Here is a 25,284-nt window from a genome sequence, read left to right on the forward strand (position 1 = left end):
TAATGAAATTCCGGAAAATTTTACTGGCGAGTTTGAGTCTGGGGTTGGCTTTAGGACTTGGTTTGGCGGCCGGAAATGCGCAGTCCCCTTCCGCCTCCGCGGCCGGCACGGAATTCTATGTGGCGACGAGCGGCAGCGACTCCAACGCGGGAACAAGCAACGCACCGTGGAAGACGCTGCAGCATGCGGCCGATGTGGCCCCCGCGGGCAGCACGGTTTACGTCCGGGGCGGCGTGTACAATCAAAAACTGAAGATTACCCGCTCCGGCTCCGCTTCTCAGGGTCCCATTGTGTTCACCAACTATGGCAACGAGACCCCCGTCATTGACGGCACCGGACTTTCGGTCAACGGCAGCGAAGGGCTGATCGAGCTGGAGGATGTCAATTACGTTACTGTTCAGGGGTTTGAAGTCCGCGGGTTTACCACGGCATCCAAGAACGCGGTACCTATAGGTATTTATGTCCATGGCGCAGGCGGCTTCATTAATCTGTCCAACAACAAAGTCCATGACATCAAAAACACGGCCACCCCAAGCGGCAGCGGCCGGCTGGGCCGGGACGCCCACGGCATCGCGGTTTATGGCACGAAAGCTCCCGATTCGATACACGACCTGACGATCAGCGGCAATGAGCTGTACAATCTCGTGCTGGGCTCCAGCGAAGCGCTCGTTTTAAACGGCAACGTAGACGGCTTTGCGGTGACCGGCAACCTCGTTCACGACAATGACAACATCGGGATCGATCTGATCGGCTTTGAGGGAACCGCCCCGAAGACCGCTTACGATCAGGCGCGGAACGGGCTCGTGAAAGGCAACCGGGTGTACAACAATTCCGTTAAAAATAACCCGTCCTACGGGAAAGACGACAACTCGGCCGGCGGCATTTATGTGGATGGCGGCAAGGACAGCATTATCGAGCAGAACTACAGCTACAGCAACGACATCGGCCTCGAAATCGCCTCCGAACATGCCGGCAAATCCACCAGCAATATTACGGTGCGCAGCAACGTGATCTATAACAACCGGCTGACCGGCATCGCCATGGGCGGTTACGACGAAGAGCGCGGCTCTACCGTAAACTGCAAGATCGTCAACAACACAGTGTACAAAAACGACACTTTAAACGGTTATAACGGCCAGCTTCTTGTGCAGTACGATACGCAAAACAACGTAATCAAAAACAATATTTTCGTGGCCAACTCCACGGATGTTTTGATCTACAATGAATACACCAAAAACACCGGCAACGTTGTGGATTACAATTTGTATTTTGCTCCGGGCGGCAGCTCGGAAGCGACTTGGACCTGGAAAAATAAAGAATATACGGGATTCTCCTCGTATCAAAAGGGAACCGGCAATGATGCGCATTCGCTGTTTGCCGATCCCAAATTCGTGAACGCCGCGAACGGCGACTTCCATCTGCAGTCATCGTCTCCGGCGATCGATGCCGGGAACACGGACACCGCCATCATCGGAACCGAGGATATTGACGGGGAGCCCCGCGTGAAAGGCAGCGCCGTGAATATCGGCGCCGATGAATAAAGTTTATTTTAGCACAGCTACTTTGGTTACCTCAAAAGCCCTCTGCCTCAAGAGGGCTTTTGTTTTTTAGTTTTTAATTTATAACTCAACTTTCGCAGTACCAAAATCGTCTTAACCGCTGATTATTTATTTCCCCTGGTCGGATGGCGGGTAAAAGTGTGCTTGACCGGCCCTACTCTGACCATTAATTGCAAATCATACAACTAACTTTATATCCATTTGTCTAATCATTCGTTTAATTGCATTTCGTACAACTATATCCTCGTCTTTTTGCCTTTTTTTCGAAAGATTGTGGAGTAATTGCAGGTTTTACACTTAATCAAGCACTGTGGCAGGATCTCCGGATAAGTAACTGTACATTTTGCTACTATTTAGCGCGGTCTGGCTTCTTAGGGAGTACGTCGATAGACGTTTTTCTTATGTTAATCCATGTACCTCATTCAAAAAAGTTATCTGCTGCTATGAGACAAATGTCCCGCTATAAACTTGAGATAGTGTCGGGATTGACGGTTCTTCCAAGGATATTGGATATTGCTAAAATGATGACTTTTGCCGAGTATTACAATGGCCTGGGACATATCAATCACAAGGTAAATAGCGTATATGTGTTTAGCGGTACAAATATACCGTTAGAAGGAAAGTATTATAAAGATAGAGTTTTTTTACCTACGGTCCTGTAGTCGATAAAAATCCCGGTGTCGCAATCATGCTATTGTCTATTTTGGAAGTACCGGACAAAACGGGTGCTCTGTCCAGTCAGCCTCTGCCTTCGGAAACAAGTAAATCACTTCAAGCTGCCGTAAAAGGGATTGAAGCTGCAAGGGAGCAGGTACTGGAGTTAGCTAAACAATTCGAGGGGAAGGTTCCATACTATATGGACGGAAACAGGCCCAAATATATGGATCCAAAGTCACCGCCAAAAGCAATGGATTGCTCGAAGGTGTTATTGTGAAAAAGTTGTTTATACCTTTAGCAGTCGTCGCGTTTATCCTGTTATCGGGCTGCTTGGAGAATAATGGAGATCTTGCTAGTGTGGCCACGGCATGTTTTAGAGCGCTGGATGCAGAAGTCGCTAACGAGCCTGTCCCGTATTTTCCCTACATCTCCCTAGAGGGAAGCAATCTGGATACTTGGGGAAATACCGTGGTTGCTCCGTACGAGTTTACAAATGTATCGTTACTGGACCAATGAGCGGTTAAATTCCGCAGGGTTTAAAGAAACGACGGCTTTTAGAACGAATCCTCGAATCCGGTTTGGACTTTGGACACCTTGGATCCGGCCGCCATTATCCCTGTTTTTTCGGATGAAAGCAGACGGCTTTTTTACAAAGATTCGGGCTACATTAACGATCCCGTAGATTTAACCATCTTGGATGAAGGCAACTATCATTCCAACCGGGAATCCTTTCTTACGAAATTAGCTCCTGAACCGGAAGATGGAGGAGGCGGCCCGGCCGCGTCGAAAGAGCTGAGCAGCTCATGTCAGCCGTTGCTGTGGCGAAATGAATACCGAAAACTGGACTTTATATGATGCCGAGGTTTCCGCCGATTGGTTTGGCCAGAATACTGCCGCTGCCCAAGTATTTGTGGAACTGAAAGGCGGAGAGATTAAAGAGTTGCATAATATGTAAGAGTCATATCCAAAACACAGGGAGCCCTCTTGAACGATGTTTCAAGGAAAGGCTCCTTGTGCTTTTCGGGTTTTGAAAGACAAAATAGCGGAACTTTATGTGCTTATTATCCGGAGCCAGGCAGGTTCATCACCATTAGCGGTATTTTTTGTCCTTATTTAACTAGGAATGGTCCCAAACGCGGGAATTTCCAAGCGATTAAGGAAAATAGCGACATAAAGTTCCTCTATTTTTTCTAAATGGACAAATATCCTATAAATAACGCCGTTTTTTGTCCTTATTTTTCGACTATTGGTCCAGGATGAAGAAGGAAGATGTGCCATTATCGCTCCCCCTTCGGTTTACTTTGTACAAATTTTTTGTAATTTTTCACGTTCGGGATCTTTTTATGATGGGCGAGCAGCTCTTTATCGCTGATAATCCACGTATGGTTGGAGGAATTTTTACGGCGGATCGCAACAAAATTCGTTTTTTCTCCGGAATAAACTTTGTATCCTTTCCTTTTGCAGCGCAGGCAAAAAAGATCGTCTTCCCCCACGCTTTGATTGGGGAACTGAACCCGGCTTAATACCTGCCGCTTAAAAACAAGGGTAGCGCCGGGAATTTCGGTGACGGGCCGGTTTTCATCCTGCGGAAAACGAAGGATCAGCGTCTTCGATCCGCGTAAATACATATAATGCGCCCGCTTTCCGATGACGTCGGCGCCGGTTCTTCGAAAGACCCGCAAACTGGCGGTCAAATAATAAGGAGCATAGTAGTCGTCATCGTCGAACTTGGCAATGTAGCGGTACTTCGCTTTCTTGACGGCATGGTTTAAACAAGCGCCGAGCGAGAAACGCCCCGGCAAGCGGTAGACGTAAACGTTTCGATATCGCCTTGCCATGTTTAAATAAGGTTCAAGCGGAATTTTATCGTTATTTACGACGATGATCAGCTCTTTTTTGGGATGGAGCTGCCTGGCAAAGTTGTTGAACAGGTTTTTGATAGAGCTTCGTCGGTTCGTGCAGGTGATAATGGAAATTCCCTGCGGGTAGATCGATTTTTTATGGCCGGTTCCCATTTCATCACTCCCCTTATCCGTAATTTCATTCATCAAGTCCATATCTCACTCTTACAATATGTACGAGGCATATAACGGTAACGGCATATCCACATCGCGGGGGACAACGGTCCGAATGCCCCTAGGGACGGATGAATGGCGTGCGCCCAAAATTGTGTATAATAGATCAAACCATCGTTTAGAGCAGGGAGATACTTATGATGACGAAAATAACCGTTCCTACCACAGGATGGAACCTTGATAACAGCTATGCCGAATTGCCGGACGTCTTTTATTCGCGGGTTGGCCTGAATCCTGTCCGTTCGCCGAAGCTGGCCGTTTTAAACGAGCCGCTGGCCGGGGAATTGGGGCTAAACGCTGCGGCGCTGCAAAGCGAGGAAAACGTGGCGGTGTTTGCCGGAAACCGGGTGCCCGAAGGGACCTTCCCCCTGGCGCAGGCGTATGCCGGACATCAATTCGGTCACTTCACGATGCTTGGGGACGGCCGGGCTTTGCTGGTCGGCGAGCAGATCGCGCCTTCCGGGGGGCGCTGGGACGTCCAGCTGAAAGGCTCCGGCCGAACGCCTTATTCCCGGGGCGGGGATGGCCGGGCCGCGCTGGGCCCGATGCTGCGCGAATACATTATCAGCGAAGCGATGCACGCCCTGGGGATTCCGACCACCCGCTGCCTGGCGGTGGTGACGACCGGGGAGCCCGTGTACCGCGAAACGGAGCTGCCGGGAGCGGTGATGACCCGGATCGCCGCCAGCCATATTCGGGTCGGCACGTTCCAATACGCCGCAAACTTCGGCAACGAGGAGGAGCTGCGCGCTTTGGCGGACTATGCGATAAAACGCCATTATCCCCAAGCGCTCGAGGCGAAGAACCCCTATTTGGCGCTGCTTCAAGCGGTAATCGGAGCCCAGGCGTCCCTGATCGCCCGCTGGCAGCTGATCGGCTTTATTCACGGCGTCATGAATACCGATAACATGGCTGTCAGCGGGGAAACGATCGATTACGGCCCCTGCGCGTTCATGGATGTGTACGACCCGGCGACGGTGTTCAGCTCCATCGATACGGGCGGCCGGTACGCTTACGGCAACCAGCCTTACATCGGGCTCTGGAATTTGACGAGGTTGGCGGAAAGCCTGCTGCCGCTTCTGAGCGACAACGAGGACGAGGCTGTGAAGCTGGCGGAGGGGGAGCTGTCTCGGTATACCGGCCTGTTCCAATCCCGCTGGCTTGCGGGAATGCGCGCCAAGCTGGGGCTGTTCGGCGAAGAAGCGCAGGACGAAGTCATGATCAAGGATTTGCTCGGACTGATGCATGAGCACCGGGCGGACTACACCAATGCTTTTCTGGCGCTTACCTTTGACCGGCCGGACGATTCCGCTTTGTTCGGCGCGCCGGAATTTGCGCGGTGGCGGGAGCGGTGGCAGGAAAGGCTCGGCAGGCAGCAGGAGACCAGGGAGGCCTCCCATGAGCTGATGCGTCGCAGCAACCCCGCGCTCATTCCCCGCAACCACCGGGTGGAGGAAGCGCTGGAGGCCGCGGCGGAACGCGGAGACTACAGCGTGATGGAACGGTTCCTGGGGGCGCTCGCCAACCCGTTCGCGCACGCTCCGGAGCAGGCCGAATACGCCGCGCCGCCCGCCCCCACGGCCTGCCCGTACCGGACTTTCTGCGGGACATAATGAAATTCGGACGAAAAAAGGGATCGGTTGGGCTCCGGTCCCTTTTTCGCGCAAACTGAAGTCATTTTTCCCCCATAAAAACGCAAAACGAAAGATGCTCGTGAAATTCCAGCAAAAAAGCGTGATTTTGTGCAAAGAAACCTAGCGTGTCCGGGTCCTGCAGCGTTTCCAAATCAAAAAGCTGGTACGGGTCGTAAAGGAATTCCCCGTCCGAATCCGCAGGAATCAGGGAAGCCGCATCGGGTTTCCACGGCCGAACGTTGCGGAATCCGGCCGAACGCATCAGCCCGATCCATGCGTCCAGCTCCGGAAGCTGGGGATTGCCGTACAGCTTGAACATTTCCGGATACAGCTCCGGGTGAGGCGCCGCTTCATAGAGCTCCCGGTCCCATAACCGTCCCCCGGTTCGAAGCACGCGGCAATACTCCCGAAATGCTGCCGCAGGATCCGTAAAAATCGTAACCGACTCCGCAAACACGACATCGAAGGTGTCCGCTTCAAACGGAATGGAGCAAACATCCCCTTGAACCACATCAATGTCAATCCCCTGCATCTCGGCCCGTTTTTTGGCCTTCCCCACCATGGTGGAGCTCCGGTCCATAGCCGTAACTTTAGCCCCTTTTTGGGCCAGCAAACAGGCCGTTCTGCCGGTGCCGCACCCAACCTCCAATACGCGCAGCCCCGGGGGAATGTCGACCCCGTCAAGAAAAGCGAGTGTCCCTTTATATCCTCCCGGATGAGCCGCTCCTTCACCCATCGCCGCGATCATCTCATGATAGTTCATTCCATCAGCCCTTTCTAGGGTAGCATATGCCCCAGGCAATCAAAAATGATAGGCGGACGCTGATTAGTTGGCTGTATATGGACGAATGACCCAATCCACCCGCGTAGGCAAAGCATAGGATGAACCGAAAGCACCGAGAAGGGAGGCAGAGATGCATGCAGCAGATCTACCCTATTACCGAAGCTGGTTGCAGACCCTATATTGGAAGACCGGTCTGTGCGGTCCTTCGTGACGGAAACTGTTATGTTGGAACGATAAGCGCCGTTGGCCCGGAAGGCATTCAATTTGATGGGGTTGTACCCGGAGGCGCTTCGGTTCTTTCCAAGCAGTCCCCAAAAGTCAGAAAACAAGTTTCCAATTTAAAATCCAAGGCAAAAACGAAGGCTTTCGGGTTCGGCCCCTTTGGCGGCTTTGGCGGCTTCGGCGGTTTTTGGCTTCCCTGGGCGCTCCTGGCGCTGTTGTTCCTGTGGCCGTTCTTCTGGATTTGAGGCTGAGATGTATTTCTGAAAAGGAGGTGAAAAAAACATGGGTTACCCTAATGCTGCATTCGGCGGATCCTGTGCAGGCTTCGGATTGTGGACTTCTACGGGTGTGATTCTCGTGCTGTTTATCCTCCTGGTAATCGTTCTCCGCACTTGGATCTAATGCCGATCCATAAGGAGCAAAGAGCCGATTTCGACATAACGAAATGCGGCTCTTTTTCTTTTTGCTCTTGGATGCGTTTTTTCGCGAGCGTTCGGTCAGACGGCATTACGGCGATGCTTCGGGTAGATCCGCGCCGCCGTGTCCTCGCCGAACACGCTTCCCAGCAGTTCGGCGCTGCCTGCGTTGTCCAGCAGCGATTCGATGTCCTTTAATTCATTATGATCTCCGGAGACGGAAAGTCCCTGGTTTTGTTTCTTGTGGCTTGTAAATCCGCTCGGCAGGTTGTTGCCGATATTGATGCAGGAGGAGCCTTCGACGGTCCCCACCCGAATGTGGCCAATGACGAAATTGGGCGCAAGCACCAGCTCCATGCTCACACCTTCTTCCCGGGAACATGCTGGCCGACCAGCACCGAGCGAAGCCCCTGAATCCGGTTTCCCTGGCCTTGCGCGGCGGCCGCGGCCTGATTGTCCACCGCCGCTGAACTCCATCCCGACTGCCGGTTGTCTCCGGCAAAAACGCCCGAAGTACGTTGAATCCGGTCCACTTGAATCTCTCCGACAATATGCAGCTTCATTATAGACCTCCTTATTTCCTGAATGAAAACCCTTTAGGCGTCTGCTTGAACCCGGAACCGGGACTTTGCGGCGGGATGGCCCCCTTCTCATCCGTTTCCTGCGGCCCGCCCTGACTCGGGAACTCGCCGGGCTGCTTCGCGTCCGGCTTCTTGGGCTGATGCCCCCCGGTCCCAAAGTTGTTCCCGAGATTCAGGGAACCGCTGAGTTCGTCGATATCCAGGCTATCCAATTTAAACGTAAGCTGATCCAGCGCCGGATGATGGATATGGACCTGGTCGATCCGGATATGGTACTCGGTTTTGGCCTGGGGCAGCTCCTTCAATCGGGCCTCCATCTTCTCCAGGCGCGCCAGCAGGTCCTGCGGGGGAGGCGGCTTGCCGGCGGCCTTGCGTCGGAAGAGGAAGCCCATTTACGTTTGTTCCTCCTTCTTGGGCAAAATCGGAACGTCCTGTTCGGGAATGTCCGGCTTGCAGCGAAATATGGCGGTCAACAGACCGCTTTCGAACACGGCCTCTGCACTGTCCGGCTCGACCTCGACCGGCAGGGAGACCGTCCGGTTAAAGCTGCCGAGGGAACGTTCCGATCGCAATAACCGGTCTTCATGAACGGGGTAATCGTACGGAATGACCCCGGTGATTTTCAAGGTTTTTCCGTTCGTCGATATTTTGATCTTGTCGGGTGAAGCGGCGCCGGGAAGCTCGATGACGGCGATAAATCGACCGTCTTGACGATACATATCCATCCGGGGGAACAGCGGCGGGATCAAGCCGGACATATCCTCCCAGAAATTCTCTCCAACCGTCTCGTGCATATGCGAACGCAATTTGCGGAGCATTCGCTTCGAAGGGTCAACCTCCATGGCCAATCCCCCTTTTTTGGCAAAGACTTTCAGGTGATGACGCTTATTTAAAGCTTATTATTCCCGGGGCGACTTTATGAGTTGGGGCCCGCGCTTAAGTTGGCCCGGCGTTGGGACGAAGGCCCATGGCTCATCCCGGGAATCGGGACAGTTCATGGCTGCATAGGATGAATAAAGGAGTGATTTAGAGTGGCCGTTTCCATTGTCTTCAACGCGATCAACGTAGCGGGGCAGAAAACCAACAGCACCATATCCATCGGGGAAGTCCTGCAGAATACATGGTCGGCTCACGCCAAGCTGAATATCGGACAGGGGATTCAGTTCGGCATAAACAACACGATTATGTTCGTCAGCACGATCGTGGATCCCGAAGTCGTGGATGCGCCGATTGTCGACAATGATATCGTGGGACCCACCGGCCAAAATCAAACCCTATGAGTGGTTGTTCAAAAAGTTGGCTCCTCGGAGCCTGGCTTCATCCGACCTAAAGCGTTTTGAAAAAACGCATATCGGAAGCATCAGCTTCGGCACTGAAAGAACCGGCCTTTTTGAACATGCAATTTAAGCTGAAGGAACGGAGGGATTTCTCTGAAAATAACACCGCTGGGAACCGTGATTTCACTGGATAAATTGTCGGTGAACTCCATAGAATCCAATTCCGGCGTATTTATAGGCACGGTGATTCATGCGGACGGCTGGAGCTCCCATAGCAAGTCGAATGCCGGATTCGGCAGCTTGTCCGGTGTGGAGCTTTCCCACTGCGTGGGCATCGTCATCGACAATGACGTGATCGATACGCTGATCGACGATGCCGATCAGTTTTTGATTCATCATGGGGGCTGCCCGGCCGAAGGGGTTCATGCCGGGACGGGCATCTCCTTGGCGGATATTAACGTCAACGGAATGGCGGCGAATGCCGCCGTGGCGGTGGGGGAAGTCGAGCAGACCGGTTGGAGCTCGCACAGCAAACGCAATGCCGGAGTAGGCGGATCCAAAGGAATCAACATCACGCGGGACGGCAAATCGTATGTATTTGACGGCGATATTGTCGACTCCCCCATCAAGAACATGTAACGGAGGTTCATATGGCCAAGGAAGAAGAAACTCGAACGTGCGTGCGCTGTTTCTATGAAGCTAACGGCAAGGACAAATATTGCAAAATATGCGGCGCGCCTTTGATCAACCGCTGCTCGGACGAGGGGGGGCGGATCGATAAAGGCTGCTCCTATGTGAACGATTTGGACGCGGCCTTTTGCGCGAAGTGCGGATGCCAGACCACGTTCCGAAAGCAAGGATTAATTTAACGGAAAGGAGATGAGCGGCGTGCACAAGCCTTTTTTTGATGACAAATTCCCGTTTCTAAATCAACAGAGCTTTGCGAGCTTTATCAACGATCTCATTCAAAAATCCCTATCCGGCCAAAATGCCCTGAACGGCTCCAACATGGCGCCCCCCGATCCGCAGTCCATATCCCAGTATGTCAGCGACATTTTAAAAAAGACGCTGCCGGACTCGATGAATTCGTTCGCAGGCATGACTCCGCAGGCTTCGGTATCGGGATGGGCGGCGGGAAAAGTCCAGTTTGAAAATTTCGAAACCCACCAATCGGTGATTACCCGTTTTCGGGCGCCGGCGAACGTGGACCCGCAGGATATCGCGGTTTGGGTCGGCGCGGGCGAAGTGAAGGTTCGGCTGCCGGACGGCGAGGAGGAGCGGAATCCGCTGCCAAGGCGCGTCAGGGTGGAAGACAGCAAGGGCGTATATAAGGACGGCGTTTTTGAGATCAGAATGCCCAAGGAAACGGGGGATGAATTTTACCGGGAAATTTCCATCAAATTCAGTTAAAGCCCATTTTTGCAAGCCTATGTTGTATAATAAACCTGCAGTTATTTTTGGAAAATCATAGGCGTTTGAATGGGGAGAGAATCCAGGATGTTAAAAGCGACCGAGGATCAGGAGTATTACGAGTTGGCCAGTCCCACATTGCTTCCGAAGGCATCGGGATTTTTGTGGAATGAGAGCATGATGATTCATGTGAATTGCCGCGGCTACACGGTGGCCCAGTTTATGCAGCCGGAGCCCGCGAAATATTCACATGAGCCCAATCTGGAAGCGAAGACGTTCATGCAGCCGGAGCAGCCTTATTACGCGCATCATCCCGGCCGTTTCGTGTACGTGAAGGACGAGGAGACCGGGGAAATCTTCTCCGCGCCTTATGAGCCGGTCCGCGTGCCGGCCGACCAATACACCTTTGCGGTGGGCAAAAGCCGCATCGTTTGGAAAGTGGAATTTGCAGGCATCGCTCTTGAAATGAGCCTGACCCTTCCGAAAGAAGAACCGCTGGAGCTGTGGCGCATCCGAGTGAAAAACCTCTCGCCGGCCAAGCGCAAGCTGAGCATTTATCCCTATTTTACGGTCGGTTATATGTCGTGGATGAACCAGTCGGGGGAGTTTAACGAGGCGCTGCAGTCGATCGTATGCTCTTCCGTCACCCCTTACCAGAAATATCAGGACTACGATAAAATCAAGCATTTTCGCGATAAAACGTTTCTGATCCCCGACCGTCCGGCCGATTCCTGGGAGGTGAACCAGGAAGCCTTCGAAGGCGAAGGCGGCATCATGCGGCCGTCCGCGCTGGACCGCGAGGAACTCGCGCGGGGAGACGCTTTGTACGAAACGCCGGTGGCCGTGCTGCAGTACCGGATCGCGCTGGAGCCGGGGCAGGAGGAAGCCTACCGGTTTATATTCGGCCCGGCCCGGGACGAGGAGCAAATCGCCGGAATCAAAGCCGAGTATTTCGGAAGCAAACATGCCTGCGGCGATGACGGGTTCGTCCTGGCGGAACGGGAGTATAAAAGCTACATCCGGGAAGGCGGAGGCTGCCTGGAGATCGCCACCCCGGACCCGCATCTGGACAACTTCGTGAATCACTGGCTCCCGCGGCAGATGTACTATCATGGGCAGACCAACCGCCTGACGACGGATCCCCAAACGCGCAATTATTTGCAGGACCATATGGGGATGAGTTATATCAAACCGCAAACCGCCAGAGCGGCTTTCCTGACGGCCTTAAGCCAGCAAAAGGCCAGCGGCGCGATGCCGGACGGCATCATCCTGCACCCCGAGGCCGAGCTGAAGTATATCAACCAGGTTCCGCACACGGATCACTGCGTTTGGCTGCCGATCTGTCTAAGCACATACCTGGATGAAACGAACGACTACTCCTTGCTGGAAGAACAGGTTCCTTATGCGGGCGGGGAGGAAAGCGGTTCCGTATTCGAGCATGTGCACCGGGCGCTGCAGTGGCTGATCCGGGATCGCGATGAACGCGGGTTAAACTATATTAACCAGGGCGACTGGTGCGATCCGATGAACATGGTCGGCTATCAAGGAAAAGGCGTATCCGGCTGGCTGACCATCGCGACCGCGTACGCGTTTAACGTTTGGGCCGGGATATGCGCGCGGGGCGGACGGGAAGGCATGGCCGAGGAATACCGCTTGGCGGCCCGAGCGACGAACGAGACCGTCAACGAATATTTATGGGACGGCGAGTGGTATGCGCGCGGCATCACGGATGCGGGCGTCGTGTTCGGCGTAAGCGCGGACCGGGAAGGACGCATCTTCATCAATCCGCAGGGCTGGTCGCTGTTAAGCGGGGCGGCCGACCGGGACAAGCGGGAGAAGCTGATGCGGGCCGTTCGGGAACAGCTGGAAACGCCTTATGGCGTAGAAAAGCTGGCCCCTTCCTACACCGCGATGCGCGAGGATGTCGGCCGGGTCACCCAGAAGCACCCGGGATCGGCCGAAAACGGCGCGGTGTACAACCATGCGGCCGCCTTCTATATCTACGGGCTGTATTCCGTAGGGGAGAAGGACGATGCCTACCGGCTGCTGCGCAAAATGATCCCCGGCCCGGACTTGGACGATATCGTGCAGCGGGGTCAGCTCCCGGTGTTCGTTCCGAACTACTATCGCGGCGCCTACCGGCAGTTCCCGCGCACGGCGGGGCGTTCCAGCCACCTGTTCAACACCGGAACGGCGCCTTGGGTTTACCGCTGCCTGATCGACGGACTGTTCGGGCTGCAGGGATGCCCCGAAGGCCTCCGCATCCGGCCGCAGCTTCCGTCCCATTGGAGCGGGGCCAAGGTAACCCGGAATTTCCGCGGGGCCAAGATCCGCGTCGAGATGGCGCGCGATGCCGGCGTCCGCGAGACCGAGGTTTATGCCGACGGCGCGCCTATGGCGGACGGTATCCTGCGGAATGTGCGGCCGGGCGCCGAATATCGCGTGCTGGTTAAGCTTCCGGCCGTCAACTAAAGCGGCGGGCTTACATAAAATCGAAGAAATAACGGATGACGTGAAGGAACACCGGCGAGGTGTAGGTCAGGCTGTCGACGAGGCTCAAGTAGCTTTTTTTAAGCGCTTGGGCCTTGTCGTCATCGCCGATGAGCAGGTCCCGCTTCAGTACGGAAATCGTCAAACTTCCGAAGAAGCCGCTAAGGCCGATCAGCATGCCGGAGAAGAGCCCGAACCCCGCGCCGAGCGGCGTCAGATAAGGGGAGATCAGGCACGCCACCCCGGTGGTGGCCAGCAGCCCGCACGCAAAGCCCTCCCACGTCAAATACGGATTGGCGGTGGGGACGACCTTGCGCCGGCCGAAATAAAACGAGGCCGCGTATTGCACGATGTCGTTCAGCTGCGTTAGCAAGACGAGAAACAGCACCAGTCCGGCCCCGTATTCCGGCGAGGCGGCCTGGAAATAGGCGAGGTGGCTGAGACCGAACACCATCAGCATCAGCCCCCACTGCACCCGGCTGACGCTGCGCAGAAACCCGACCGTGCCTTTGTTGATCAAGCGCGGAACCGGCAGGAACAGGAAAACGTAGACCGGAATAAAAACGATAAACATGCCGTACCAGCCGATGTAGATCCAGTAGAACTGTACGGGAATCGCGAGGTAGGCCCACAGGAACAGGCGGCGTTCGGCTTTGTTCGAGCGGATCATGGAGAAATATTCTTTCAGCGCGAAGAAGCATAGGATCATCAGGGCCAGCAGAGAAGCGGCCCGGTTAAACAAGGTGGCAAGGCATAAAATCAGCCACATGCCCCACCAGGTCCGCAGGCGCAGCCCCAACGCGGCGTAGTCCCGTTCCGGGCGGACGCGTCCGGTAACGAGGTATGCGGCGTGGATCCCGAGTAAGGCAAAAAAGAGAATCATCAGCGTGAATTGCAAACTGTTCATTTTTTATCACCAACTTGCAGCGTGGTAGAATCCCTGAATCCTGGAGAGGGATACTATGTTATTATGAAGGAATAGTTCACACTTGATAAGGGGAATTTTCGGACATGGACGGGGAAAGATCGGTTTATATCCTGCTTACGAATACGGGGACGCTGTTTACGAGGGTGATTAAAGGGTACACGGGAGCGCCTTATAATCATGCTTCGATTTCTTTCGACCGCGAGCTTTCCGAGCTGTACAGCTTCGGCCGGAAGAACCCGAACAACCCGCTGAACGGCGGGTTCGTGAAGGAGGACATCAAGACGGGCACGTTCAGCAAATATCCGAATACGACGTGCGTTCTTTACGAGCTTCGGGTGACCGGGCGCGAGGTGGAAAAAATGGAGCGGGTGCTGCGGCTGTTTATCCGCAAGCGGAACAAATATTTGTACAATCTGCTGGGGGTGATCGGCATCGTCCTCAAGGAGCCGGTGGAGTTCAGCAACTCTTATTTCTGCTCGCAGTTCGTCGCGGAGATCCTTGAACGTTCCGGCATCAAGCTGTGGAACAAGCTGCCCGCGCTCGTGACGCCGGACGATTTCCGGCAGTGCGATCGGCTTAAACTGATTTACGAAGGAAAATTGAGCGAATACGAGCCTTAAAGCCTGCCCATATTGTGAATGATCCGCTTTCCAACTGGAATAATATACACATCATGAGTTAGGGAGCGGAAAGATGGATATTCTTAAGCTGCTTAAATTCTATAAAAAAGCGGATCCGATAGGGAACGCCGGCGAATCGGCTGGCCACGATCAAACGGATGCACTCGCTGCCGCCGTCTCCGACAATGAACAGATGTTCAAACAAATTTTTGCCGATTGTTCGGATATTGTGTTCCGTTCGATTATGATCCATGGACAAACCCGTTTGCTTCTGATTTATGTCGATGGGCTGGTAAACGCGAAAGCGCTGGAGCAGGTCGTGTTAAAACTGATGACGCTCGAAGGCGTGCCGGGGGGATTGGAGAACGCCGATCCGCTGGAGGAGCTTATAGAAGAACAGCTTGTCTCTATATCCCGGATAAAAGTGGTTCATCGGATTAGCGAGGTCGTTGATGGTATTCTGAAGGCCAATATAGCCGTTCTAATGGATGGAGAGAACAAGGCTATGCTCGCCGGTCTGGAAGGATCCGAAAAGCGGGCTATTGAAGAACCGACCGCCGAACTGTCCGTTCGCGGACCGCGGGATGGATTTACGGAAACGTTGCGGACCAACACCAGTCTGATACGCAAGCGAATCCGCAGCGATAAACTCAAAATGGAATCGCTCAACATCGGTGAATTTACCCGGACCGATATTGTCATTGCTTATATAGAAGGCGTCGCCTCGAATTCGGTGCTGGAGGAAGTCCGCCGCCGAATCCGGCGTATCGAAATTGACGGGGTACTGGAATCGGGGTACATCGAAGAATTCATTGAAGACACGCCTTGGTCCCCGTTTCCGCAAATTCAAAACACGGAGCGGCCCGATGTCGTATGTTCCAGCCTGCTTGAAGGCAAAGTTGCCATTCTCGTCGACAACACTCCGTTTGCGCTGATCGTGCCGATGACATTCTGGTCCGGTTTGCAAGCGGTGGAGGACTATTACGAGCGATCCATTTATACGACCTTCATTCGCTTCATCCGCTACTCCTTATTGAATATTTCCCTGTTGCTTCCGTCTTTGTTCGTTTCGCTTTCCACATTTCATCAGCAGCTTATTCCTACGAATTTACTCATCAGCATTGCTGCCGCAAGGGAAGGCGTCCCGTTTCCCACGGTGATCGAGACCCTATTGATGGAAGTTATGTTCGAAGGTCTGCGCGAAGCGGGCATTCGTCTGCCGAAGCCGATCGGTTCGGCGGTGAGTATTGTGGGGGCGCTTGTCATTGGACAAGCCGCCGTACAGGCCGGCATCGTGTCGGCCACGGTCGTGATTATCGTGGCCACGACGGGCATCTCTTCGTTTGCCATCCCGCGATATAATCTCGGGACGGCGTACCGGATGCTCCGTTTTCCCATTTTGATTTTGGCGGGAGTTCTGGGTTTGTACGGCGTCATAGCGGGCATTTTTATCATAGCCATCCATCTCCTCGGCCTTCGTTCGTTTGGAGTACCCTATATGAGTCCGATTGCCCCGCAAATTCCCGGAAACCTGGCGGATGTCTTCATACGCGCGCCCAGATGGAGCGTGTCTCGCCGTCCCCTGCTCAGCTCCGGGGCAAACAAAAAGCGAGTGCCGGAAGGCCAGCAGCCGAGTCCGAGACGAGGGAGAGAAGACAGATGAACTGGAGTCTAAGAGGACGGTTGATTTTGGCGGCTATTCTGCCTTTGTTTTTAACGACGGGGTGTTGGGATAGTTCGGAGGTCAATGATCTTGCCCTTGAGCTCGCATGGGGAATCGACGAAGCGAAGGACAAGGGGATTCTGATTAGCGCGCAGGTGATCATCCCGTCCCAGATCAGCAGTGTGCAGGGACAAGGAGGCGGAAGCGGAGGGGGGCCGGGAAAGCCCTATTTTGTCGTATCCGGCGCCGGAAGAGATACGCTGGATGCGGTGCAGCAAATGCAAACGAAGCTTTCCCGGCTGGTATTCCGCGGACACCGGCGGATCATCGTGATCGGAGAACCGCTGGCCAGAAAAGGCATCAAAGATGTATTGGATACGTATACCCGGGACCCGAACCTCAAGCTGCGGACCGATGTATTTATCGTCAAGGGAGGCAGCGCCAAGGATTTTCTGAAAGTATCCTACCCGCTGGAGAAAATTCCCGGCCTCGGTGCTTTAAAAGAATATGATCAGATCGGATCGCTGCAGGAAATGGGATTTATCAACCTGATGATCTCCGCGGCCAGTGAAGAAAGCTGCCCGGCTTTGCCGTCGGTTGCCGTCGGTTTCGATCCGGCCGATCAAGAAGGCGAAGGGCGGCAAGATCATTCCAATGCGAAAGGGTTTCGTATCGCGGGAACCGGAATTTTTGACAAAGATCTGAAATTGCTCGGGTTCTTGAATGGGAATGAGGCCAGAGCGCTGCGGTGGATTAACGGGCAGCTAAGGAAGCTGGTGGTAACGGCAACCGTGCCGCAAGTTAACGGCTACGCCAGTTTGGAGATGAACAAGATAGGCAGCAAGATTCAGCCCATGTTTCAAGGAGACAAGCTAAAATTCCAGGTCACATTAATCGGGGAAGGCATGATTCGCGAACGCTTCAAACCATTACCAAGGTCCAAAAAGAATATGGGGTGGATGTTTTCGGGTTTGGCGAAACCGTACACAGAAGACATTTATCCCGTTGGAGATCTTTAAAAAACGACTGGAACAAGGAGTTTCGGGAAGCCGAGGTTTCCGTCAAAGCGAATCTGACGATCCGGCGAATAGGCGTAACGGGACCGTCGTTGCATTTGCAAGAAGACAACATTCAAAAATGAATAGATCATTATTTTCGCAGCTTTTGCCGGGTCCACGTCACGATCAGCAGGATTGCCGGCAAGACCAAAAACATGGGCACCCAGAAATAAGGCACCAGTATTTTATAATGCTGGAAATAAATATGTTCGGCGATGTTTTTTGACATGGTCATTCCCAGGAACAAGGCGATCGCGGCTGCCGGGATGACAAGCACGCGATAATCCTTCATCTTCGTCAGCTGCTGGATGCCTCTCAGCGCCACTAGCAGATTGACTACGTTTTTTATTAACGCCGTCATGAAAAAATACATGACCCCGAACATCTGCAAGTTTTCGATGAATTTTCCGATGCTGATCATGCTCAATAAAGTGTAAAGCGGATAGAGAAAACGCGAGAACAGATCGCCATAAACCAAAATGGCCAAAAAATCAAAACCGGTGATCATAAATCCGGCAAGTAAGGTGGCGAGAAAGGTAATTTTCGTGATCTTTTCACGGTTTTTTACGTCCGGCCAGAACATGGCGAGCGCGATGGTTTCCCCAAACGGTTGGGTGATCCCGTTTGGATAAACCACCTTCCAGACGGGTTCCCATCCCCTTTCCAAAATCGGCTGGACATAATCGAAATGCAGGACGTCCGAGCCAAAGAGCAGAACCGTCTCTATAATGAACATAACGACGACGATGGGGAAGATCAATTCTCCCAGCCGCGCAATGATCTCAATGCCGCCATAGACGCAGTAAGCGATAATAATGGCAAATAACCCCGCAAATACAATTGGCGGCGTTCCGGGCAAGATGGTGGTCGAAACCATGTCTCTGATGTCCGCAATAATTCGTCCTGTAAGATACAAGAACATGAGCGGGTACAAAAACGCGATGGGCGTCCCGATCCAGCGCCCCAATTGGGCCGGAAACCATTCAACCAGGGATAAGCCCGGGTTCATGCGCATTAAGGCGGTATATACCCAAATCACGCAGAGGCCCAGCCCCAGTGACGTCAGATCGCCAATCCACGCATCCCGGCCGGCCAAGCCGCCAAACCCAAAGATGATGGTCGTGCCTAATTGAAAAATGAAGGTAATCGTGAATAATTGGTACGCGGAAATTTTGTATGTCATCTCCTCTCCTCACCCCCATTAAGAATCCAAAACAAAGAGAGCACACGGTATTTATTGTATCCATAGGGTGTTTGCAGCAAACGCTGAGCAACGGACCGCAGGTGATTCTTGATGCTCAATTATAATAGTCCATAAGGTTCATAGGCGGTATGAACTATTGGAACCCGGCGTATATTTGGATAAAATACCCTTAAAATTCTTAATATTTTTTAATGGAGGAGAAAACACGGAGCATGATGAGTATGAAGAAGAGGAGAAGCGCGTTTCCGCGCAAAAGCTGGCTGTTGGCCTTAAGTTTGCTGCTGGTGTCGCTGGCTTTCCTGCCGGCGGGTTCCGCCCAGGCTGCCGACAGCAAATGGATAAGTCAGGTTTGGAGCAAATATGAAACGTATAACAAGAAGACGGTTGCAAGCTATGATGCTTACATGAAAAAGACAACCGATACATACAATGCGTATTTCAAGGAGCAAAACGACCGGCTGGCGGAGCTGGAGCGTATTGTCCTTGAAGACCAAAAACAGTGGAACGAACGGCTGGAAGCGGACTTGGCGGAACTGGAGGAACGTTACGGGGACGACCGCGAGCTGAAGCAAGAACTCAAAGAGTATGAACGCGATATCAATCCGAATCTGCTCAGCAGTCCTATGGGGCTTTATACCCGGGCGGCCAACCGAAATTTGCTCAGCAGCACGCTGGGCGTCTACGCCCGCGCGCTTAATGAGAACCTGCTGAGCAGCTACATGGCGGAATATAAAAAGGCGGTCAATCCCAATAACTTGTCCAGCCCGGCCAACTCGCTGAAAAAGACGGTGTCCGACAGCTATCTGAGCAGCCCGATGAACACGTTGATGAAAAGCTCCAGCACCAACTATATCTCAAGTCCAATTTATAAGTATTCGCGCGGGAAAATCAGCAAAACAAAGGCGCAGCAGGAATACAACAAGCTGTACAAGAAATATACCGAACAGATTTCCAAGGATACCGCGGCTCATAAGAAAGAAATCGCCGAAACCGCCGCGTCCGCGGACCGGAAGATTCAGCAGCTGTATCTCGAAACGGTCAGCGCGCTCGAAAAGCAGCGGAACGAAACGCTGCAAAGCATCTCCGACCAGCGGAAAAAAATAACCGGAGAAGGCCTCGCCTGGGAGCCGCTGCTGGCAACCCCGGCCGAGGAAACGCGGGACGTAATCGAATAAGGAGCTCTAAAAGCAACTCTTAAACTAAGGGCCGGGCAACCGGTCTCTTTTTTTATGGACGCGTGCTAAACCAATTGCAAAAGTGCAGTTGGAATCTGCCCCAACTTGGGCATTTAGAGCGCTGAGATGCAAATGTGCATTTGAAACTGAGGATTGGAGGCGTTTTTGAGCGAAATGGTGAAAATGGCCTGCACTTTTGCATTTGGAGCGCATAAACGGCCCGGTTTCGGGGGAAATGAGATGCACTTTTGCATTTCGCGGCCCATTCGGCACCGCCAACAAACGTGAACAACGTGCGAAGTAAAATCCGAAAAAGAATAATATTGGAAATTTTTATTCATAATACTCACGTTAATCCAAAAGATGGAGGAGTTATTCATGGATAACGTGATGCTGGCCCGGGCCTTGTTCGGATCGTCGATGGCCTTTCATATCATATTTGCCACCTTGGGAGTGGGGCTGCCTTTCATGATCGTTGTTGCGGAAATCGCTTATCAGGTCAAAAAAGACCGGGATTACGCTTTGATGGCTAAACGGTGGACAAAATGCCAGGCGATCCTCCTGGGGGTGGGGATTCCGTCGGGGACGATGGTCGGCGTTATGTTGTCGCTGCTCTGGCCCGGTTTCATGGAAATTGTGGGCCAGGTGATCGCGCTGCCTTTCCAAATCGAAATCTGGGCGTTTTTGCTGGAAGCCTTGTTCATGTCGATTTACGTCTACGCGTCTGAACGTTTGCCCGCGGCTTTGCGGATCGCCAGCGTCACTTTCGTGGCCTTGGGAGCAAGCGCTTCGGCCGCGCTGATCACCGACGCCCATGCCTGGATGAACACCCCGCAGGGCTTCCGGCTGGAGAACGGGCAAGTCGTCGATGCCGACCCGTGGGCGGCGGTATTCAATCCCAGCTGGCCTACGACCGCGACGCATGTACTGTTTTCCGCCTATCTGCTGGGGGCTTTCGCCATCGTTTCCGTGGCCGCCGTCAAACTGCTCGCCCGAAAACGGCCGGAGCGGGAGCGGCAGTATCACCGCAAGGGCCTGATCCTATCGCTCGCCATCGGCGGCGTAATGTCGCTGCTGACCGCGCTCAACGGGCATGAAACCGCGCAGATGCTGCACCGCCATCAACCCGAGAAGCTGGCCGCCGCGGAGGGCCTGTTTGAAACGCAGGCTTACGCCCCGCTGGCGATCGGCGGCTTTACCGATAAGGAAACCCGGACGATCCGGGGGGCGATCGAAGTTCCGTGGGCGCTCAGCTTTTTGGCCGGCAACCGCTTTGACACCGTGGTCAGGGGGTTGAACGATTTTCCCGAGGAGGAGTGGCCTCCCCTGTTTGTGCATACGCTGTTTAACCTGATGGTGGGGATCGGTTCCCTGCTGATTGTGGTCTCGGCCGGCACTATTTTTTATCGGCTGGTCAAGAAGCGAGAGTACCCGCGCTGGCTGCTTAGGGGGCTGGTGCTGACCGGCCCGCTCGCCCTGATCGGCATCGAGACCGGGTGGATCTTCAGCTGTACGGGACGCCAGCCCTGGACGATTTACCATGTTCAGAAGACCGCGTCCGCGGCTACCCAATCGGAGAATCTCGGCACCCTGTTCGTCACTTTTATCGGGCTGTACGTGTTTATGCTGGTCGTAACGTCTTTGGTGCTGCGTTATTATTTCAAGCGTCATCCGGTGACGCCGGACATGCTGGAAGCAGGGTGAGAAGAAGGGGGTGAAGAGGATATGAGCGATTCCACGATAGCGATTTCTATTCTTTGGGGGTTCCTGTTCATCTACTCGATCATGGGCTCCATCGATTTCGGCGCCGGGTTCTGGGCGCTTGTTTTCAGCAGAAAAAATCCGCAGGCCGCCAGCCTCGCCAACCGTTTTTTGTCCCCGTCCTGGGAGGTAACCAACGTTTTTCTGGTGCTGCTGGTCGTCGCTTTGGTCGGTTTTTTCCCGCGTGCCGCTTATCTGCTCGGTACGCTGCTGCTGCTCCCCGTCAGCTTCGTGCTGGTGCTCCTGCTGTTCCGCAGCGCCTTTATGGTGTACGCCTATTCCGCGCAGCGGAACGTCCGCAGCCTGCGTTTTGTGTCCGGAGTTACCGGGCTGCTCATTCCGGGCCTGCTTGTCAGCGTGCTGCCTATTACGCTCGGCGGTTTTATCCAAGGGGAGAGCGGCTACCCTCAGTTGAACTACGGAGCTTTGCTGGCGAGCCCTTCGCTCTACGCCTATTTGGGGTTCGGGATCGCCACCGAGCTGTTCCTGTCCTCCTTGTTCCTCTCCGACTTCTCCCGGCAGGCCGGGGATGAAACCTCCTACCGGTATTACCGGACGCTGGCGGTTGTCTTCGGGCCTTTGGCGATGCTGCTCGCCGTCGTCACCACCTTTACCATGGAAGGGGAAGCGATGTGGATGGTGGCCCGGATGAAGCAGCAGGGGCTTTGGTTTATGCTGTCCACTGCGGCTTTTGTCGTCGGTTACGGTTCGCTGTGGATCAAACGGAAAGGCCGGCTCGGCTGGCCACGGCTCGCGTTTGTTTTCGTGGTGATCCAGTTCGCCTTGGCGAGTTATGCTTACGGGAAAGCGCATATGCCCTACATCGTCTATCCGTTCTTAACGGTGGAAGAGGGGATTACAAATCACTCGATGTTTGTGTCCCTGCTGTGGGGCTACGGGGTAGGGACGGTGATTTTGCTGCCGGTGTTCGTGTTGTTCTGGTGGCTGTTCTTAAGGGACAAACGGTATTTGCGGGCTGAATAGTCCGCCTGTTGTGTGTACGAAGCACCGGTACTGCCCACGGCCTTGATAGGCCTTGATATTACCCGATGCCGGCATTGCCAACCCCTCGCTCTTGAAAATATAATAGGTTTGGAGCGAAAAAACACGGCCCGGTTGGTAGTCCGGGCGCACGCGGCTTGGAACGCTTGAACCCGGCGGCGTGTCAGTAACCTTCCCCCCTCGGGATGTCCATCGCTTCCGATTGAACAAGAGGGGGATGTTTGCGTTGAAACTTACGATTTACCACGATGGGCAGTATTGGATCGGCGTGTTTGAAGAGCGCAGCCAAGGAAAGCTGCGGGCAGGAAGGCATATTTTCGGGGCGGAGCCTAAGGATGAGGAGGTTCTTGCGTTTATCCGAAGCGATTTGAGCCGGCTGCTTGACGGCATTTCGCAGGGCGTCGCCATTCAGCTGCCGGATGCCGGAAGGGTGAATCCGAAGCGGTTGGCCAGACAGGCCGCCGCGGAATTAAAACGCCGGGGAGCTTCTACCATGGCGTATGAAGCGATGCGGCTGGAGTATGAGCAGCGTAAGCAGGCCAAACGGTCGACCGCGAAGGAACAGCGGGAGGCCGAGAGGGAACGCAAGCGGGAAATCAAAATCCGCAAGGCCAAGGCGAAGCGTCGCGGGCATTAACGGACAAGGCCCCTTTCCGGACTTACGGAAAGGGGTTTTTGCCATGTTTCGGGAGACTACCGGGCGGTCCAGCCGGATTCGCAATCGGCGGGGCAGCCAAGGTCCGCGAAAACTTTGCGCGCGGAAGCGTCGACCGGCAAAAAAACTTCAATTTGCGGGTACAGGCGGCCGCCGGCGGAAACGGAAACTTGCCTGTAACGGATCGGAACCAGCTCGCCCGAGCTTTCCGAGCCGGCCAGGATGATTTGTGTACAATCCCGCTCTCCCTCTTCCTCTACATCCGGCTTATGGTCATATTTTTCGATCGCGTTATATTTTTGAGCCAGGCGGACCACGTTTTGATACCACACGTCGTAACGTGACAGCGCATGATTTCTTTTGAACGCCTGAATCCCGTGAATGGCATGGGACTCCCACTGTTCGAACGACGTTTTGTCAAAGGTGGAGCGGGGGCGTACGGGCAAATCGGCATTGAAGTGCAGATCAATCCGGTTCAACTCGTTGTTATAACAGGGATTGGGCGGGATATCGAACAAGCGGCGAAACGGCTCGTTATATCCCTTGATGTCCTGGGTATGGGTGACGATCATGGCGGGAAAAGGGAGCGTCTTCATCGTTTGCTGCGCCCATTCGAGCGCCCGCTCCAGCGCCCGCCCTGCCAATTCGGTTTGAATCGGCAAGTAACCGGCGGCCAGAAGCAGGTCGTTGCGCTCGCCGGAAGTGCATTCGAGATATTCCGCGATACCAATGATCGTCTGGCGATCCGGTATTCTGCGCGAACGTCCGATCAGCAGATTTTTATACGTGGGACAAGCCTCGTCGTTCAGCTCCTGCTGCGTAAATCTTTTCCAGGGCGAATGAGCGCGGTCGGCCAGCTCCCGCTGCCGCTTCATCCGCAGCGTTTCGATTTCTCCCAGTACGTTTTTTAGCCTCGTGTTTTCCGTATGCATCCCCCCGTTTCTCCTCCCTTCGATTTCAAGAGTAGTTCTGCACTTGGTCCGCAAAAGTGATTAAAGTATACTCCTGTATGAAATCGGAGGTCAATTCAGGTTGACCGCAATATTCCAAGTTTATGGAGGGGACCCAATATGATTCGTGCCATTGTAACCGATCCGCATGCCGCGGAATATTTCGCGATCAAAGAGGTGGACGCCCCGCAGGCCCAGCCTTGGGAAGCGATCGTGCAGGTGCAGGCCGTCTCGCTCAATCGCGGGGAAGTGAGAGACGCCATAGATCAAGGAGCTTCATCCCGGCCCGGCTGGGATTTCGCCGGGATGGTCATCGAGCCGGCCCAAATCGGCACTGGCCCGCAAAAAGGAGCGCGGGTTGTCGGTCTGCTCCCGCTGGGCGCCTGGAGCGAGCAAGTTGCCGCCCCCGTATCGATGCTGGCGGAAATTCCGGACCAGGTCAGCTTTGCGGAAGCGGCGACTCTGCCCGTAGTCGGCCTGACGGCGCTGAATGCGCTGCGAAAAGGAGGTTTGCTGCTCGGCAAGCGCATCCTGATTACGGGCTCGACCGGCGGCGTTGGCCTGTTTGCCCATCAGCTTGCGGCTCAATCGGGCGCATTCACCGTAGGCACGGCCAGCACGGCGGAGAAGGCGAAGCTGGTCCGGGAGGCCGGAGCCGACGAAGTGGCCGTTGGCGCTTCCGGCATGGAAAAGGCCCGCAGCTGCGGGCCTTATGATCTGATCATCGATTCGGTCGGCGGCGATACGCTGGCCGCTTTGCTGCCGCAGCTTGCGCCGCAGGGCATTTGCGTTGCGGTGGGATTCTCGTCAGCGCCTACGGCGACGATCGATATGATGAATTTGGTGACCAGCGGAGGGAGAACCCTGTACGGCTTCTTTCTCGGCGAGGAACTCACCCGCCGTTCGGCCGCGGACGATCTGCAGTTGCTGGCCCGGCTGGCCGCAAACGGCCGGTTAAGGCCCCGGATCGAAGTGGAGGCGCCCTGGACCGAAATTGGAGCCGTCACCCGCAGTTTCATGGACCGCAAATTTTCCGGAAAAGCCGTGCTGCGGATTGATTGACGGATAAATTGGCATTACCGCTGAATGAATCGGCATTACCGCTGTTCGGAAATATGCAATCTAAGACAAGTGACCCGGCCCCGCATCCCGGATTTCCAGAC

The 25,284-nt window shown here is 54.2% G+C and carries 25 protein-coding genes and 1 pseudogene; 17 read left to right on the top strand and 9 right to left on the bottom strand.

Going from position 1 to position 25,284, the window contains the following annotated elements:
- Positions 1–2 precede the first annotated feature (2 nt).
- Positions 3–1,541 carry a right-handed parallel beta-helix repeat-containing protein gene (locus NYE74_RS05020; protein WP_036618771.1) on the top strand — a complete coding sequence of 513 codons (1,539 nt, stop codon included), beginning with the start codon at positions 3–5 and terminating at the stop codon, positions 1,539–1,541.
- A 1,952-nt stretch (positions 1,542–3,493) separates the two neighbouring features.
- Here the strand turns inward: NYE74_RS05020 and NYE74_RS05025 are convergent.
- On the bottom strand, positions 3,494–4,231 hold the full coding sequence (locus NYE74_RS05025) for a glycosyltransferase (protein ID WP_036618775.1): 738 nt from the start codon (positions 4,229–4,231) through the stop codon (positions 3,494–3,496).
- 197 nt (positions 4,232–4,428) lie between these two features.
- On the opposite strand from NYE74_RS05025, the gene NYE74_RS05030 reads away from it, so the two are divergent.
- Positions 4,429–5,904, top strand: a complete 1,476-nt coding sequence (locus NYE74_RS05030; protein ID WP_371861024.1) for a protein adenylyltransferase SelO — start codon at positions 4,429–4,431, stop codon at positions 5,902–5,904.
- Positions 5,905–5,965: 61 nt separating this feature from the next.
- Here NYE74_RS05030 and NYE74_RS05035 read toward each other — a convergent pair whose 3' ends face one another.
- On the bottom strand, positions 5,966–6,688 hold the full coding sequence (locus NYE74_RS05035; RefSeq protein ID WP_124332348.1) for a class I SAM-dependent methyltransferase: 723 nt from the start codon (positions 6,686–6,688) through the stop codon (positions 5,966–5,968).
- 155 nt (positions 6,689–6,843) lie between these two features.
- Here NYE74_RS05035 and NYE74_RS05040 point away from each other — a divergent pair, with 155 nt between their 5' ends.
- Entirely contained in the window at positions 6,844–7,176 is a 333-nt protein-coding gene (locus NYE74_RS05040; protein ID WP_036618779.1) for a hypothetical protein, read from the top strand.
- Positions 7,177–7,213: 37 nt separating this feature from the next.
- Entirely contained in the window at positions 7,214–7,333 is a 120-nt protein-coding gene (locus tag NYE74_RS05045) for a sporulation protein YjcZ (protein ID WP_082207619.1), read from the top strand.
- Positions 7,334–7,428: 95 nt separating this feature from the next.
- Here NYE74_RS05045 and NYE74_RS05050 read toward each other — a convergent pair whose 3' ends face one another.
- From NYE74_RS05050 to NYE74_RS05065, 4 genes are read right to left on the bottom strand one after another with little or no spacing between them, the layout of a single operon-like run.
- The gene (locus NYE74_RS05050) at positions 7,429–7,704 is read right to left on the bottom strand and encodes a hypothetical protein (protein ID WP_051985186.1); all 276 of its coding nucleotides are present in this window, start codon (positions 7,702–7,704) and stop codon (positions 7,429–7,431) included.
- Between the two features lie 2 nt (positions 7,705–7,706).
- Entirely contained in the window at positions 7,707–7,910 is a 204-nt protein-coding gene (locus NYE74_RS05055) for a hypothetical protein (protein ID WP_036618781.1), read from the bottom strand.
- A gap of 11 nt (positions 7,911–7,921) precedes the next feature.
- On the bottom strand, positions 7,922–8,320 hold the full coding sequence (locus tag NYE74_RS05060) for a hypothetical protein (protein WP_051985187.1): 399 nt from the start codon (positions 8,318–8,320) through the stop codon (positions 7,922–7,924).
- Entirely contained in the window at positions 8,321–8,770 is a 450-nt protein-coding gene (locus tag NYE74_RS05065) for an Hsp20/alpha crystallin family protein (RefSeq protein ID WP_051985188.1), read from the bottom strand.
- Between the two features lie 189 nt (positions 8,771–8,959).
- On the opposite strand from NYE74_RS05065, the gene NYE74_RS05070 reads away from it, so the two are divergent.
- From NYE74_RS05070 to NYE74_RS05090, 5 genes are all read left to right on the top strand, one after another.
- Complete coding sequence (locus NYE74_RS05070) at positions 8,960–9,208, top strand: hypothetical protein (RefSeq protein ID WP_051985189.1); 249 nt, start codon at positions 8,960–8,962, stop codon at positions 9,206–9,208.
- A 198-nt stretch (positions 9,209–9,406) separates the two neighbouring features.
- Positions 9,407–9,844 carry a hypothetical protein gene (locus NYE74_RS05075; protein ID WP_124332349.1) on the top strand — a complete coding sequence of 146 codons (438 nt, stop codon included), beginning with the start codon at positions 9,407–9,409 and terminating at the stop codon, positions 9,842–9,844.
- Positions 9,845–9,855: 11 nt separating this feature from the next.
- The gene (locus tag NYE74_RS05080; protein WP_036618785.1) at positions 9,856–10,074 is read left to right on the top strand and encodes a double zinc ribbon domain-containing protein; all 219 of its coding nucleotides are present in this window, start codon (positions 9,856–9,858) and stop codon (positions 10,072–10,074) included.
- 19 nt (positions 10,075–10,093) lie between these two features.
- On the top strand, positions 10,094–10,615 hold the full coding sequence (locus tag NYE74_RS05085; protein ID WP_036618787.1) for an Hsp20/alpha crystallin family protein: 522 nt from the start codon (positions 10,094–10,096) through the stop codon (positions 10,613–10,615).
- 87 nt (positions 10,616–10,702) lie between these two features.
- Positions 10,703–13,087, top strand: coding sequence for a GH36-type glycosyl hydrolase domain-containing protein (locus NYE74_RS05090; protein WP_213510554.1), 2,385 nt, complete (start codon positions 10,703–10,705; stop codon positions 13,085–13,087).
- A 10-nt stretch (positions 13,088–13,097) separates the two neighbouring features.
- On the opposite strand, the gene NYE74_RS05095 is transcribed toward NYE74_RS05090, so the two are convergent.
- A complete protein-coding gene (locus NYE74_RS05095) occupies positions 13,098–14,012 on the bottom strand; it encodes a phosphatidate cytidylyltransferase (RefSeq protein WP_036618792.1) in 915 nt (304 codons plus the stop codon).
- Between the two features lie 104 nt (positions 14,013–14,116).
- On the opposite strand from NYE74_RS05095, the gene NYE74_RS05100 reads away from it, so the two are divergent.
- The 3 genes and pseudogenes from NYE74_RS05100 to NYE74_RS05110 all read left to right on the top strand — a co-directional run bounded on the left by NYE74_RS05100 (position 14,117) and on the right by NYE74_RS05110 (position 17,457).
- Entirely contained in the window at positions 14,117–14,653 is a 537-nt protein-coding gene (locus tag NYE74_RS05100) for a hypothetical protein (protein ID WP_036618794.1), read from the top strand.
- A 73-nt stretch (positions 14,654–14,726) separates the two neighbouring features.
- Positions 14,727–16,316 carry a spore germination protein gene (locus NYE74_RS05105; protein WP_341004602.1) on the top strand — a complete coding sequence of 530 codons (1,590 nt, stop codon included), beginning with the start codon at positions 14,727–14,729 and terminating at the stop codon, positions 16,314–16,316.
- Positions 16,313–17,457: pseudogene (locus NYE74_RS05110) on the top strand (Ger(x)C family spore germination protein). The gene NYE74_RS05105 and the pseudogene NYE74_RS05110 overlap by 4 nt, the downstream one beginning before the upstream one ends.
- Before the next feature lie 8 nt (positions 17,458–17,465).
- On the opposite strand, the gene NYE74_RS05115 reads toward NYE74_RS05110, so the two are convergent.
- The gene (locus NYE74_RS05115) at positions 17,466–18,557 is read right to left on the bottom strand and encodes a GerAB/ArcD/ProY family transporter (protein WP_124332353.1); all 1,092 of its coding nucleotides are present in this window, start codon (positions 18,555–18,557) and stop codon (positions 17,466–17,468) included.
- Positions 18,558–18,790: 233 nt separating this feature from the next.
- On the opposite strand from NYE74_RS05115, the gene NYE74_RS05120 reads away from it, so the two are divergent.
- From NYE74_RS05120 to NYE74_RS05135, 4 genes are all read left to right on the top strand, one after another.
- Complete coding sequence (locus NYE74_RS05120; protein WP_316560355.1) at positions 18,791–19,753, top strand: hypothetical protein; 963 nt, start codon at positions 18,791–18,793, stop codon at positions 19,751–19,753.
- 378 nt (positions 19,754–20,131) lie between these two features.
- Positions 20,132–21,457, top strand: a complete 1,326-nt coding sequence (locus tag NYE74_RS05125; RefSeq protein ID WP_328272893.1) for a cytochrome ubiquinol oxidase subunit I — start codon at positions 20,132–20,134, stop codon at positions 21,455–21,457.
- 21 nt (positions 21,458–21,478) lie between these two features.
- Complete coding sequence (locus NYE74_RS05130; RefSeq protein ID WP_341004603.1) at positions 21,479–22,498, top strand: cytochrome d ubiquinol oxidase subunit II; 1,020 nt, start codon at positions 21,479–21,481, stop codon at positions 22,496–22,498.
- 244 nt (positions 22,499–22,742) lie between these two features.
- Positions 22,743–23,153, top strand: a complete 411-nt coding sequence (locus tag NYE74_RS05135) for a YjdF family protein (protein ID WP_036618805.1) — start codon at positions 22,743–22,745, stop codon at positions 23,151–23,153.
- Positions 23,154–23,209: 56 nt separating this feature from the next.
- Here the strand turns inward: NYE74_RS05135 and NYE74_RS05140 are convergent, their stop codons facing one another.
- Positions 23,210–24,103 carry a hypothetical protein gene (locus NYE74_RS05140; protein ID WP_341004604.1) on the bottom strand — a complete coding sequence of 298 codons (894 nt, stop codon included), beginning with the start codon at positions 24,101–24,103 and terminating at the stop codon, positions 23,210–23,212.
- Between the two features lie 138 nt (positions 24,104–24,241).
- Here NYE74_RS05140 and NYE74_RS05145 point away from each other — a divergent pair, with 138 nt between their 5' ends.
- Positions 24,242–25,183, top strand: a complete 942-nt coding sequence (locus NYE74_RS05145; RefSeq protein ID WP_341004605.1) for a zinc-binding dehydrogenase — start codon at positions 24,242–24,244, stop codon at positions 25,181–25,183.
- Positions 25,184–25,284 lie beyond the last annotated feature (101 nt).

Source organism: Paenibacillus sp. FSL P4-0127, assembly GCF_038007325.1.
Classification (GTDB): domain Bacteria; phylum Bacillota; class Bacilli; order Paenibacillales; family Paenibacillaceae; genus Fontibacillus; species Fontibacillus macerans.